Annotated in this window: 10 protein-coding genes; 7 read left to right on the forward strand and 3 right to left on the reverse strand. The window is 33.8% G+C overall.

What is annotated here, in order from left to right; all coding sequences use genetic code 11:
* Positions 1-35: 35 nt before the first annotated feature.
* Complete coding sequence (locus ACWA1B_RS16950; RefSeq protein ID WP_456908903.1) at positions 36-500, reverse strand: NUDIX hydrolase; 465 nt, start codon at positions 498-500, stop codon at positions 36-38.
* A gap of 48 nt (positions 501-548) precedes the next feature.
* Positions 549-1469 (reverse strand): YybH family protein, encoded by a 921-nt coding sequence (locus ACWA1B_RS16955; protein ID WP_456908905.1) that lies wholly within the window; start codon positions 1467-1469, stop codon positions 549-551.
* Between the two features lie 332 nt (positions 1470-1801).
* On the opposite strand from ACWA1B_RS16955, the gene ACWA1B_RS16960 reads away from it, so the two are divergent.
* Positions 1802-2971: a DUF4861 family protein gene (locus ACWA1B_RS16960; RefSeq protein ID WP_456908907.1), complete on the forward strand. Its 1170-nt coding sequence runs from the start codon at positions 1802-1804 to the stop codon at positions 2969-2971.
* A 121-nt stretch (positions 2972-3092) separates the two neighbouring features.
* Here ACWA1B_RS16960 and ACWA1B_RS16965 read toward each other — a convergent pair whose 3' ends face one another.
* Positions 3093-4214: a substrate-binding domain-containing protein gene (locus ACWA1B_RS16965; RefSeq protein ID WP_456908909.1), complete on the reverse strand. Its 1122-nt coding sequence runs from the start codon at positions 4212-4214 to the stop codon at positions 3093-3095.
* 435 nt (positions 4215-4649) lie between these two features.
* Here ACWA1B_RS16965 and ACWA1B_RS16970 point away from each other — a divergent pair, with 435 nt between their 5' ends.
* The 6 genes from ACWA1B_RS16970 to ACWA1B_RS16995 all read left to right on the forward strand — a co-directional run bounded on the left by ACWA1B_RS16970 (position 4650) and on the right by ACWA1B_RS16995 (position 13748).
* Positions 4650-5099, forward strand: coding sequence for a NanQ anomerase/TabA/YiaL family protein (locus tag ACWA1B_RS16970; protein WP_456908911.1), 450 nt, complete (start codon positions 4650-4652; stop codon positions 5097-5099).
* 2 nt (positions 5100-5101) lie between these two features.
* Positions 5102-5770: a bifunctional 4-hydroxy-2-oxoglutarate aldolase/2-dehydro-3-deoxy-phosphogluconate aldolase gene (locus tag ACWA1B_RS16975; RefSeq protein ID WP_456908913.1), complete on the forward strand. Its 669-nt coding sequence runs from the start codon at positions 5102-5104 to the stop codon at positions 5768-5770.
* 5 nt (positions 5771-5775) lie between these two features.
* Positions 5776-6588: an SDR family oxidoreductase gene (locus ACWA1B_RS16980; RefSeq protein ID WP_456908915.1), complete on the forward strand. Its 813-nt coding sequence runs from the start codon at positions 5776-5778 to the stop codon at positions 6586-6588.
* 17 nt (positions 6589-6605) lie between these two features.
* Positions 6606-7790, forward strand: a complete 1185-nt coding sequence (uxuA, locus tag ACWA1B_RS16985) for a mannonate dehydratase (protein WP_456908917.1) — start codon at positions 6606-6608, stop codon at positions 7788-7790.
* 100 nt (positions 7791-7890) lie between these two features.
* On the forward strand, positions 7891-9522 hold the full coding sequence (locus ACWA1B_RS16990; protein ID WP_456908919.1) for a hypothetical protein: 1632 nt from the start codon (positions 7891-7893) through the stop codon (positions 9520-9522).
* Between the two features lie 116 nt (positions 9523-9638).
* Positions 9639-13748: a two-component regulator propeller domain-containing protein gene (locus tag ACWA1B_RS16995; RefSeq protein WP_456908921.1), complete on the forward strand. Its 4110-nt coding sequence runs from the start codon at positions 9639-9641 to the stop codon at positions 13746-13748.
* Positions 13749-14017 lie beyond the last annotated feature (269 nt).

The following is a 14017-nucleotide window of genomic DNA, read 5'->3' on the forward strand; positions in this document are numbered from 1 at the left end:
ATTACGAAAATTATCCTGTAAATCGAGAATGTTTTTTAAAGTGAAGCTGAAATTTTGGAAATCATTTGAACAATGAAATCAGCTTGTACGGGATTTATTTTCTTTAAAGCTTCGGCAGTTTGAAACCATTCGCCTTTGTCAACTTCGGGGAAACTTTCTAATTTTCCAGATTTTGGCGGCCATTCCATTTCAAAATTATTACTTTTTATTAAAGTCTCATCAAGGTCAAATTCTACCGCCCAAGCATGAACAATTTTACCCGATTTAAGTTTTACATATTCCAGTTTTATAAAATCACCATTAACTTCAAAACCAGTTTCTTCTTTAAACTCGCGGATTGCTGCAGCAAGAGGATCTTCATCTTCAGTAAATTCACCTTTTGGAATCGACCAGCTTTCTAAATCTTTGTTTTTCCAAAACGGACCGCCTGGATGTACCAAAAAGAAAAAAGTAGTTTTATCAACGAATTTATACAATACTATTCCTGCGCTCTGTTTCATCTAATTTGTTTTACATAAATATCGGGTTTCTTTTTGAATATCAACAATTTAATTATGGTTTACCATTTGGCGATAGAGCATTAAAATTCCGTTTTCGTCTCTTTTCCAGATATTTGTGCTTTTTCCGGTCACAATAGCTCTTCCCTTTTTATTATCCCACGAAACATCGACATAATAATAACCATATTCGATAACAAAATTATGAAGCGGAATCATTCTGCTAGCTTTTATGGATATCGAATCAATAGAGACTCCATTTGGTTTCTCGTGTTCTACAAAGTAAGGCTTGATATTTTCCATTCCAATGAACATTGGAGAATCGTAAGTTAGGTAAATAGCATCTTTTGTAAAAAATTCATCTGCATGTTTCTCGCCTTCTCTATTTGTTACAAGTTCGGCAATACGTTGGTTACGTTTATTGACTTCGTTTTCTAAAGATTTTTCAATTTGTGGTTTTGGAATTTCATTAGAATTTGTTTTTATAAATGAAAATTTAGAACCGTCAATTGCTTTATCTGCGCCCCAGATTTCTGATATTAAAGTTAGTTTTACATTTTTTTCAATTTTCCAGACATTCAAATATTTTCCATCGTAAACTAATGCTTCACCTTTTTTATTTACCGAATTAATATTGAAAGTTCCAATCTCAATTGCCCAATTATCAATCTGTTTCACTTCATAAATAACCTTTTTATAAGCGTTTATTTTAAAATTAGAAAACCATTGCTTATAATAGGATTTTATATCCTCTTTAGTATATAGAGCTTTGTGATATTCGGGCATGCAAACAGGTTCTTTATCATCATAATATTTGATGATAATACTGCTGTCATTACGCAAAAAAGAATCTTCAAACTGATTATTTATTGCTATGAGTTTTTCTTTTAATTGTTCCGTATTTTTAATGATTTGTCCTTGTAGGTTCACAAAAACTAAAAACAATATTATTAATAAATATCTCTTTTTCATGCTTTTACAATATTAAAATGGATTGTTAAAAGTAGAAAAAGAAATTTAAAAAAACTGCAAATCAATTCATTAAACAATGTTAGAGATATAGTGCATTGGTTTATTTCTGAAACTTTTTACCTTGTACTATTTTACTGAATTAACTTTGAAATAACATTCTTCATACTTTTGAATTAAAATATCTGGTTCTATAGTTTTGACATTCATTTTGAAAAACTCATTTCTTGGTTTCTGTACAGAATTACCCCAATTCCGTATTTACAGTTGTTTTAGAATTTGTACTTTTATAAAATACTATCAAACTAATTTCCTGAAAAATTAAATTACAAATTGTGAAAAAGCATCTTTTACTAACTACTCTTTTGGCAAGCACTTTTGCCATGCATTCTCAAAACAAAACCATTACCATTACCAATTCGCTTAAAGTTGATCGAGAATTTGAAACAGTCGAATTAACTAAAAAAATACTTGGATTACCTACCGATGCTAAACTTGAAAATTACACTATAAAGGATAAAAGTTCCAATTCATTTCTAGAAACCCAAACAGTTGATAATGACAGCGACGGAACGATGGATGTGCTTTTATTTCAGCCAAAAGTAAAGGCTTCTTCAAAACAGGATTTTGAAATTTTAGTAGGAACCAATCCGAATGCATCGCAAGTTGCAAGCTGTTATTCTAGATTTGTACCCGAAAGAATAGATGATTATGCATGGGAAAACAATAAAGTTGCTTTTAGAGCGTATGGTCCAGTGGCGCAAAAAATGGTCGAAAATAAAGTTTCTGGAGGTGCTTTGACCAGCGGTATAGACGCTTGGCTAAAAAGAGTCGATTATCCAATCATCAACAAATGGTACGACAAAATGACTACAGGAAAAGGAACTTATCATAAAGATACTGGCGAAGGTTTAGATAATTTTCAGGTTGGCGACAGTCGCGGAATTGGCGGAATTGCCGTAAATGTAGACGGAAAATATTATTTTTCGAAGAATTTTGTCAGCTGGAAAACGATTACAACGGGACCTATCAGAACGAGTTTTATTTTGACTTACGCCGACTGGGACGCAAAAGGAAGCAAAATAACAGAATCTAAATTAATCAGTTTAGATTACGGAAGTTATCTTTCTCGTTACGAAACATCAGTTACTGGAACTGCAACTATTGCTGTCGGAATAACACTTCACGATAAAAAAGGAACTATTGGAACTGATTTAAAAAATGGCTGGCTGAGTTATTGGGAACCAATCGACGATTCAGAAATCGGAATGGGATTAGTAGCTCCAAAAAACACCATCACAAGCTTTGATAATCACGTTACAGACGAAAAAGAATTAAGCAATTTGTATGGAAATATCGCTGTTAAAAACGGAAAAGCAATTTATTATACTGGTTTTGGATGGAAAAAAGGAAGTCCGTTTCAAAACAAACAAGAATGGGAAAATTACTTGACTTCTTTTGCTGCGAAAATAAACAATCCACTTGTTGTTAAAGTGAAGAAGTAATTTTATTTGGCCACGGATTATGCGGATTTTAACCGGTTGACACAGATTTTAATATTCATTGTTGAGTGAAAAATAACCTGTGATAATCTGTTAAAATCCGCATAATCTGTGGGCAAAACCATTAGTTTTTATTCGGAAAATAATTCTCTTTTAAAATAATTTCCAACGGAATATAATTTGTTGATTCCGTTTCTTCCTTAAGGACTAATTTCTTGTACAAATAATTGATTCCCATATAGCCTTGCTCCTCTGGTCTTTGATTAATCAGGAAATCAATTATGCCTTTATTCAGGTATTCAATATTATCTTTCAATAAATCGAATCCAATAATTCGGATACCTTTAATATTATTCTTTTCTAAAAATCGGGCTACAATATAAGCTCTAGAATTGGGCACAAAAACACTGTGAATGTCTTTAAACATTTCCATACACAATTGATCTGTTCCTGAATCTTTAACCGTAATTTCAGAAAACGTAAAATTCGTTAATTCATCATGATCTTTAAAATAAGAATAAAATCCATCGATTCGCTGAAGATAAACCGATGTGCTTTCAATTTCTCTTGTTATTTTAAAAACCAAAACCTTTCTTTCGTTTTTTACCGCAAAACTAATCAGTCTTCCGGCAAGATAACCGCTTTGAAAAGCATTCTGACCGACATAAGCATGTTCGTTTTCTTCAGAAATATTCGAATCGATCATAACAATCGGAATCTGTTTTTTTTGATATTCATTCAAAAACCGAACAGAATCTTCATAAAAAATGGGAGCAAAAAGTAATCCGTCGCAGTCAAAATCAATTACATTTTGAATTTGCTTTTGAAAAGATTCCTTGTTAAAATCATAGAAAAAATAATCCAGCACAACGCCAAATTTCCCAAACTCTTCTGCCGCTTTTTCTACACCTGTAATTTGGCTTTTCCAATATTCCAGATTTTCATATTTGGGCAAAAAAACAGCAAAATGAAACTTCTTGTTCAATGCTAGATTGCTCGCTAAAATATTGCGCTTATAGCCATATTCTTCAATAATGGCATTAACTCGATCTACATTTTCCTGTGCAACCTGCCCACGATTATGAATAATCCTGTCAACCGTTCCTGGCGATACATTAGCAAGTTCTGCTATTTTTTTAATTGTTATGATATTTCTGATATTTAGGTTAAAAGAATGGATTAGCTGTATAAAATTATTATTTTTTTTATCAAATATAAGTTGTTTTAGATCACTTTTTATATACATTTGCAAAACACCGTGTGCGTACACGCAAAAATACACAAATGATAAAAAGGACAATAACAATTTGTGTTTATTTTTTGAATTTAATTGTTTAAAAAGTTAAAAGTTATTTTAACAATATATAACTGTATTTAATTAATATTCAATATTTTTAATTAAATCAATTAAATAAAAGATTTTAATAAAGTAAAAAGATAAAACAATCCTTTTCAGGCAGTTAAATAATAAAAAAAACAAAACCTGACACGAAACAATAAAATACACAACAAACAACTAGAAGCCAGTGTTTTAAGCACAATCATTTAAATTAAAAATAGAAATATTTTTATAGCAAATAATTAAAGGCACTAATTTTTAATTTAACTGAAAAATGAAACCTTTGTTTTTGTGTTTCTGACAAAGAAGAATTATTCAAAACAAAATATAAAACCAAATAAAATGATAGTAGATTCATTACATAACGCAGCAAAATATTACGGCTTGCATCCCAACTTTAAAAAAGCTTTTGATTTTGTAGATCAAAATGACATCAGCAAATTGGAAGAAGGCGTTTTAGAAATTACTGAAGGATTAAAAGTAATCATAATTGCCGGCGAAGGAACAACCAAAGAAGAGAGCATCAAAGGTTTTGAATGTCACGACAAAAACATTGACATACAAATTGTAGTAAAAGGTCCGGAAACTTATGCATGGAAACCAAGAGAAAAATGTGTAAGTCCAAATGGGGATTATAGCGATGAAAAAGACGTACGTTTTTTTCATGACAAACCCGACATGTTTTTTCAATTACAGGAAAAACAGTTTACCATTTTATTTCCAGAGGATGTTCACGCTGCCATGATTGGCGACGGTTTATTGAAAAAATTGGTTTTTAAAGTAAAAATTTAGGCATGAGCTCTATTCAAAATTTAATAGAAACTATAGCAAAACAAGGTATGCTTCCGCTATATTTCAATACCGATGAAACAATCAGTATTGAGGTTCTTCGTGCTTTGTATAGTGCGGGCATAAGAGCGGTAGAATATACCAACCGCGGTGCCGAAGCTTTAGTGAATTTCAAAAAAATGGTACAAGTTAGAAATGCCGAAATGCCGGAAATGCTTTTAGGAATTGGAACAATAAAAAATAAATCACAAGCCAAAGATTTTCACGAAGCTGGTGCTGATTTTTTTATTAGTCCCGGTTTTGTTCCAGAAGTCGCTGATTTTTTAAAAAGCAAAAACTCATTTTACGCTCCTGGGTGCATGACACCAACAGAAATTATTGCAGCAGAAAACACAGGCATTACATTCATTAAACTTTTTCCAGGAAACATACTTGGACCAGATTTTATGAGTGCCATCAAAGATGTTTTTCCTTCTTTGACCTTTATGGTAACCGGAGGTGTTGACACCACATCTGCTAGCATACAAAGTTGGTTTTCGGCAGGTGTATCAGCAGTAGGATTAGGAAGCAAGCTGATTACCAAAAAACGCATGGAAGAAAGCGATTATGCAACAATTGAAAATGAAACTAAAAAAGTGCTGGACACCATTCAGGCTTTAAGAAAACAATCATAATTTATATGGATTCAATATTTAATTTAAAGGGAAAAATTGCACTTATAACTGGTGGTGCCGGAGTATTAGGAAGCAACTTCGCAAATGTTCTGGCTAAGCAGGGCGTAATTGTTGGGATTGTTTCTCAATCGCTTGAAAAAGCGGAAAAAACCGTAAAAAACATCAAAGAAAATGGCGGACAAGCTTTTGCTGTTCAAGCCAATGTTTTGAATAAAGAAGAAGTAGAAAAGGTAAGAGATTATATTGTTGAAAAATACGGTCGTCTGGATATTTTGATCAATGCTGCAGGCGGAAATATGCCAGGCGCAACAATTCAGCCTGATCAAGCGGTTTATGACATGAAAACCGAAGATCTACAACAGGTTATTGATTTGAATATCATCGGGACAATGTTGCCTTCACAGGTTTTTTCAGCACTTTTTGCTAAACAGAAATCAGGGAACATCATCAATATTTCGTCAGCATCGGCACAAAGACCTCTTACAAGAGTTGTAGGTTATTCGGCTTCAAAAGCGGCCATTGATAATTTCACACAGTGGATGGCAGTTGAATTAGCTTCAAAATATGGCGAGGGAATTCGCGTAAATGCTATTTCACCAGGGTTTTTCATTGGTGAACAAAATCGCGCTTTGTTGCTTACTCCAGAAGGAAATTTAACACCTAGAGGTGAAAAAATCATCGGACAAACTCCAATGGGAAGATTTGGAAAACCTGAAGATATTGACGGCGCACTTTTATACTTGTGCAGCGATATGTCAAAATTCGTAACAGGAACAGTATTAAAAGTAGACGGTGGTTTTGCCGCTACGAGTATTTAATTTTTTAAAACAAGAAAATGGAACAAACATTACGCTGGTTCGGACCAAATGACCCTGTTTCTTTACAAGATATAAAACAAACCGGAGCAACCGGAATTGTAACTGCATTGCACCATATTCCAAACGGACAAGTTTGGAGCATTGAAGAAATTATAAAACGAAAAGTTGAAATCGAACACGAAGACGGCGATCCTAAAAAAGGTGCTTCTGGTTTGACGTGGTCGGTTGTAGAAAGTATTCCGGTTCATGAAGACATCAAAAAACAAACTGGAAAATATCAGGAATATATTGAAAATTATAAAGAAAGCATTCGAAATTTGGCTTTATGTGGCATCAAATGTGTCTGCTATAATTTCATGCCAGTTTTAGATTGGTCACGAACCGATTTATCATTTACTGTTGAAGATGGTTCTAAAGCACTTCGTTTTGACATTAATGCTTTTGCTGCTTTTGAATTGTACATTTTGAAAAGACCAGGAGCAGAAAACGAATATTCCTCAGAACAAATTCAAAAAGCAAAAAACTATTTTGAAGCCATGACTACAGAAGATAAAGTCAAATTGCAACAAAACATTTTGGCAGGACTTCCGGGAGCTGAAGAAGCGTATACTGTTGAAGATTTCTTAGTGACTTTGAGCGCTTACAATCATATTGACAGACAAGCTTTAAAGAATAATCTTTTTCATTTCTTAAAAGAAATTATTCCGGTTGCTGAAAGTAAAGGCGTTTTAATGGCGATTCATCCCGATGATCCTCCCTACCCGATTTTAGGTTTGCCGAGAGTTGTTAGTACTGAAGAAGATTTGATTGAATTAATGAATGCGGCTCCTTCAAAATCAAACGGATTTACGATGTGTACAGGTTCATACGGTGTTCGCGCTGATAATGATTTGCCTGGAATCGTAAGACGTCATGGCGATAAAATGAATTTTATTCACTTAAGAAGCACGCAACGTGACGAAGAAGGAAGTTTCTACGAAGCAAATCATTTGGAAGGCGATGTTGATATGTACGAAGTTGTAAAAGCGATTCTCGAAGTTGAAAAAAGAAATAACAGCAAATTGCCAATGCGTCCGGATCACGGGCACCAAATGTTGGATGATTTGAAGAAAAAAACAAACCCTGGGTATTCGGCAATTGGCCGTTTGAGAGGCTTGGCAGAGTTACGCGGACTTGAATTGGGGATTAAGCGATCCGTTTAAAATTTCACCGCAAAGTCGCAAAGTATGCAAGAAATTTAAACTTTGCGTTCCTTGGGACTTTGCGGTGAAAAAAACTAACTAACCACAAAACCACAAAACCATGATTCGCCAAACCATTCTTGTATCCTGCTGCCTTTTGATGAATACTTTACTGGCGCAGGAATTACCTACCATTATTACTTCTCCAAAAACCAATTATCTTCCGGATTTTAGTTACGCTGGCTATCATTTCGGCGAAAGCCAAATTCCTGAAGCTAATGGAAAAGTAATTAATGCCGTTGATTTTGGAGTAAAAGCTAATGATGAATTAGATGATTCAAAAGCACTTTTGAAAGCTTTCAAAGCCGCTAATGCAGTTGAAGGAAATGTAATTCTTCAATTGCCTGAAGGAAGAATTATTCTTAGCGAAATTTTATACATTGAAAGAAACAATTTTGTGCTTCGCGGTGCTGGTTCTGCTGAAAACGGAACCGAAATATACTTTCCAAGGCCGATGATGTATCTTAAAGATTCTGATGCTTTGGCTGAACTCCGTGAATATCTTACGACTTTAGACAAAAGACAGCGTGAACCAGAAAACAATATTGATTTGCCTTTTTCGCAATATGCATGGTCTGGGGGTTTTATCTGGACGCAGGTTCCGGGCGAGCGCGTAAAATCGTATTTGGATAAATATGAGCCTGAATCTAATCCGTTGGCGAAAGTTAATTCAGGAAAAATGGGCGAACATATCATTACAGTTTCTGATATAAAAGGTTTGAAAGTTGGTGATGTTGTCGAATTGCAGTTGTTTAATAAAGACGGCGAAAACGGCGAAATCATTAAAGATTTGTACCAAGGAGCCAAAGTAAAACCAGGTTCACATCATTGGAATTTTCCAAAACTTCCTCTTGTGAGACAACAGGTTGAAATCACTAAAATTTCTGGTTCAAAAATCACTTTAAAAACGCCTTTGACTATTTCGATTAAACCAAGCTATCAGGCACAATTAGTCGAATGGAAACATTTAAATGAAGTTGGCATCGAGCATCTTCGTCTTACTTTTCCGGATATCCCGAGAGTCGCACATCATGTTGAACCGGGAAATAATGGAATTTTCCTAACTCGTCTTTTCAATAGTTGGGTTAAAGATGTCAAAATAACCAATGCAGACAGCGGTATTTTAGCCGAAGAAGTTGCTAATACCACGATTCAGGATATTACTACAGATGGAACGCATTTAGCACACTACACAGTGACTTTGGGCGGTGTCCATAATATTTTGGTTAAGAATCTTAAAATTTATAATTCGGCCGTTCATCCCTTAAGCTTCAACACGTTTGCGACTAAAAACGTGTATCAAAATTGTGAAATTTTTAAAGATCCGGTTTTAGATCAGCATTCGGGAGCCAATCATCAAAATTTATTTGACAATATTACGGTTCACTTCAAAGCAGATAAAAATAATAGTTATGCCCTATTTGGTGGTGGCGGAGCAGAATATTGGAAACCTTCGCACGGGCCTTACAGTACGTTTTGGAATCTGAATGTTCAGGTTGAGAATCCAGATCAATCAAAACCGGTTTTACTATACGGAATGAAAGACGGCGCCTTCGCAAGGATTATTGGCGTAAACGGAAATACAAAATTTGAAATCAAATATGACGTAGATCCCTATATAGAATTTTTAAATAAGCCAATTGAAAAAATTCCATCATTATACGATTATCAATTAAGTAAACGCATGAAATAGGGACAAAGGCCCAAAGCAACAAAGGTTCAGAGGTTTTTCTCTGTTGAAATCTTTGTCCCTTTGCAACTTTGACCCTTTCGACCTTGAATATAACTCTAACCAAAAAAATAAATGCTATGAAATACACGAGCGTCTTTCTAGTTTTACTTTTTATTTCAGGAAATTTATTTTCCCAGAATAAATACCGACTTAAAAATTTTTCAACCACTGACGGCCTTTCGCAGAATTCTGTTATTGCCATACATCAGGATAAGTTTGGGCAAATGTGGTTTGGTACGCGCGATGGCCTCAATAAATATGACGGCAGCCGATTCACTATTTTTAGGAATGATGTTGCCAACAAAACGTCTATCAGTAATGACATTTTAGCTATTGAAGAAGATAATTCCGGAAAACTATGGATTGGAACTTATAATGGTCTGAACTGTTATGACCCTGTTAGTAATACTTTCAAGCGATACTTAAACGACAAAACCAATCATACCATAAATAGTAATACTATTTGGTGTATCAAGAAAATCGGTGATGAAATGTGGTTTGGAACTTCAAAAGGATTATCTGTTTACAACAAAAAAACTGGGCAATTTTCCTCTGCTGTTCATTCTGCTACTGATATTGCATCAATTCCAAGCAATAATATTCTGAGTATTTTTAAAACCAAAAAAGGCAAGGTCTGGATTGGAACGACAAAAGGATTGTGTTTATTTACAGGTAGAAAAAACGGAAAATTTTCTTTTAAAAATTATCCGTTAAATAATATTGATATGTTAAATGTCTCGGCAATTGCGGAAGATCGCTTCAATAATATCTGGGTTGGAACAAAAAACAAAGGACTTTTAAAATTTGACACATCAACAAACAGCTTTGTTTCCTTTTTACCTGAGGAAAAACGCAAAGAAATCAACAATGAAATTCGTGCTTTGGCTATTGACCGCAAAGGCTCGATCTGGATTGGCGCTTATGACGGAATTTATATTTTAGGAGAAGATAAAAGCATTCAAAAGATAAACAATAACAATAGTTACAGTAATAGTAATCATAACAGTGGAATCGAAAAAGTAAAATCAATTTTCATTGATAAAAAAGGTTCTGTTTGGATTGGTTGTTATTACAAAGGCGTAAATATGTGGGATATTTCGAGCGTAAATTTTTTCAATTACGATCAGAATTCGAAAAAGATTCCAATGAGTTATGATGTGGTAAGTTCAATTGTTGCGGACAAAAATCAGAATATTTATTTTGGAACCGAAGGTGGCGGCATTACCGTTTACAATAAAAATACAGAAACTACGAGTTACCTGAACAACAAAATGGGACAAACGCCAATAAATGATATTAAATCAATGTGCGTTGCAGAGAATAATATTTTGTGGATGGGAACTTTTAGCAAAGGAATTTCAGCTTATAATACCCTGACTAAAAGAATTGAAAGCGACAGAATTTCGTCTCAATTAAAGGATTCGCTAAAAGATGTCGGTGTTTATTCCATCAAAACAGAAGGAAATGGTGTATTGTGGATGGGTACTTTTAGTAAAGGATTAGTTCGCTATAATACCATTTCTAAAGATTTTCAATTTATTAGAAATGATACTACAAAGGCAAATTATCTAACGAATAATTATGTGCGAACAGTCTTTGTTGACAAGCAAAAAAGGCTTTGGGTGGGAACTCTGAGTGGACTGAATCTTATTGGACTTCAAAATTTCCAATCCAATAAATATGTTGTAAAGCATTATTTTTATGATGATGTTTCTTTATCTGGGGATGATATTCTAACATTGTTTCAGGATTCTCAGAATAAAATCTGGGTAGGAACAAAAGCAAAAGGATTGCATTATTTCGATGGAAAGAAATTCAATAGAATCAACCTGAAAATTGGAAATATGGTTGTTACGTCCATCCATTCTATTTTGGAAGATGACGATAAAAACCTTTGGATTAGCAGTAATCAGGGTATTTTAAAATACAGCACTACCCGAAAAACAGTTGTTAGCTATGATCAAAAAGACGGTATCGCCAATAATGAGTTTAATGATAATGCAGCTTTAAAACTTGATAACAATACATTTTATTTTGGAAGTCCTTCCGGAGCAACTTATTTTGACTCCCAAAAAATTTCTAAAAATTTATATGCCCCTCAGGTTTTAATTACTGATTTGAAAATCAAGAATAAAACAACAAACCCAAATGATTCGTTAGGCATTTTAGAAAAAAGTATTGGATATACCAAAACCATCACGTTGGATTATGATAAAGCTAATTTCTCGATCAGTTTTGCGATTCCGAATTACATTCGATCAAAAAAGAATCAATACAGCTATCGTTTAACCGGATTGGAAAACAACTGGACCATAACCAAAAACAGCGAAGCCAACTTTGCTATTCAAAATCCGGGAACGTATACATTTGAAGTACGCGGTGCCAATAACGACGGCGTTTGGAACAAAAATCCAACAACATTGACCGTTATTGTAAATCCGGCTCCTTGGCGCAGTATTTGGGCATTTTTATTATATGGAATTATAATTGGTCTAGGATTGTACGGTCTGATTTGGATTATGAAATCAAAAGCCAGATTGAAACAAAAACTCGAACTGGAATATCTGGAAACACAGCGAATTGAAGAAAACAACAAATTAAAACTGGATTTCTTTACCAATATTTCACATGAATTCAGAACGCCTTTAACGTTGATTTTAGGTCCGTTGCAACAAATATTAGCCGATTATAACGGAACCAATGAAATGTACAAAAAGCTTTTGGTTATAGAAGGAAGCGCTAATCATCTTTTAGGTTTAATCAATCGTTTAATGGATTTCAGAAAATTGGAAAATCATCAGGTTGCTTTGGAATCAGCAAACGGAAATATTGTGAAATTTACCAAAGAAATCTTTTTATCTTTTATAGAATATGCCAAAGATGGAGGTTACGATTATACATTTGAAGCTGAAAACGAAGAAATGTTGGTGTATTTTGACCGATATAAACTCGAACGTGTTTTCTATAATTTGATTTCGAATGCTTTTAGATATACTCCAAAAGGCGGTTCTATAAACATTAAAATCAATCAAGATCAGCAGCATCTTTTTATAGCCGTTGAAGACTCAGGAGTTGGAATTTCTGAGGAACATATCGATAAGATTTTTGATTTGTTTTTTGAAGTTCCGACACATAACCAAGTTCAGAAAAACTATAATAAGGGAACCGGAATCGGGCTTTCGATTGTAAAAAATATTGTTGAGCTTCACAAAGGAAAAATTGATGTTACGAACAAACCAACTGGCGGTGTTGTTTTCAAAGTGACCTTACCGCTTGGACGCGAACATCTTTTGGACAGCGAAATTATTTCTGATTTCAAAATCAGTGATGATATTGAACAATACAACGCACAACTTGAACCTTCTGAAGCAATAGAAAATGAGGACATCGAAGATTTAATTGTAAACGAAGAAAAACAAACCATTTTAATCGTTGAAGATCACAAAGTTTTGAGAAAGTTTATGAAAAACTTACTCAAAAAAGATTACAATATTATTGAAGCCGAAAATGGTAGAATAGCTTTGGACAAAGCGTTAAAATTTGTTCCGAATTTGATTATCAGCGACGTTATTATGCCTGAAATGGTTGGAACTGAATTGTGCGCTAAAATAAAAGAAAACATTAAAACCAGTCATATTCCGGTTATTTTACTGACTTCGAGATCTTCATTGGTTTATAAATTCGAAGGACTTGAAAGTGGTGCCGATGATTACATCAGCAAACCTTTCAATTTAATGGAATTTAAACTTCGTGTCAAAAATCTTTTGAATACAACTGAGCGTTTAAAAATCAAATTTTCAAGTGAAGACAATTTTATTCCGTCAGAAATTACCGTTTCTTCAATAGATGAAGAACTGTTGAAAAAAGCATTTAAAATTGTTGAAGAGAATATTTCGAATGAACAATTTGATGTTCCGTTTTTCTGTACCGAATTAGGTGTCAGCCGAACCATGTTGTTTTTAAAAATTAAGGCTTGGACAAATTGCACACCAAACGAATTTATTCATGAAATTCGATTAAAACGTGCCGCTCAATTATTGGAACAAGACAAGTTAACTGTTTCTGAAATCAGCTATAAAGTGGGCTTCAATAATCCGAAATATTTCAGCAAATGCTTCCAGAAAAAGTACGGTGAAACGCCATCACAATATGCTGACAAATTTTACAAAACTACTGTTGTAATTTAGCAATCCCACTGTTTTAAGGACTTAAAAAAGGGTATCTGTATTTTTAGATACCCTTTTTTGTATTTCTATATCGTTTTCGGCATCTACATTTGCCATATGAAAATCAAAATACCGAACTATTTATTTCTTCAAATTTTATTTGTCGTCATCATAATCGGAATGAGTCTTTTGCTTTTCTATTTTATCTAACCTTAACCTTAAAACCAAAACAATGAATAGTCACCAACCAAAAAACAAAATCTTATACATGATGTGTTTTTGATATGTGT

Source organism: Flavobacterium xizangense, from assembly GCF_054075145.1.

Coding starts and splice junctions, on each gene's coding strand:
- ACWA1B_RS16990 (WP_456908919.1), top strand. CDS start 7,891: ATGATTCGCCAAACCATTCTTGTATCCTGCTGCCTTTTGATGAATACT.
- ACWA1B_RS16965 (WP_456908909.1), bottom strand. CDS start 4,214: ATGTATATAAAAAGTGATCTAAAACAACTTATATTTGATAAAAAAAAT.
- ACWA1B_RS16950 (WP_456908903.1), bottom strand. CDS start 500: ATGAAACAGAGCGCAGGAATAGTATTGTATAAATTCGTTGATAAAACT.
- ACWA1B_RS16980 (WP_456908915.1), top strand. CDS start 5,776: ATGGATTCAATATTTAATTTAAAGGGAAAAATTGCACTTATAACTGGT.
- ACWA1B_RS16955 (WP_456908905.1), bottom strand. CDS start 1,469: ATGAAAAAGAGATATTTATTAATAATATTGTTTTTAGTTTTTGTGAAC.
- uxuA (WP_456908917.1), top strand. CDS start 6,606: ATGGAACAAACATTACGCTGGTTCGGACCAAATGACCCTGTTTCTTTA.
- ACWA1B_RS16975 (WP_456908913.1), top strand. CDS start 5,102: ATGAGCTCTATTCAAAATTTAATAGAAACTATAGCAAAACAAGGTATG.
- ACWA1B_RS16970 (WP_456908911.1), top strand. CDS start 4,650: ATGATAGTAGATTCATTACATAACGCAGCAAAATATTACGGCTTGCAT.
- ACWA1B_RS16995 (WP_456908921.1), top strand. CDS start 9,639: ATGAAATACACGAGCGTCTTTCTAGTTTTACTTTTTATTTCAGGAAAT.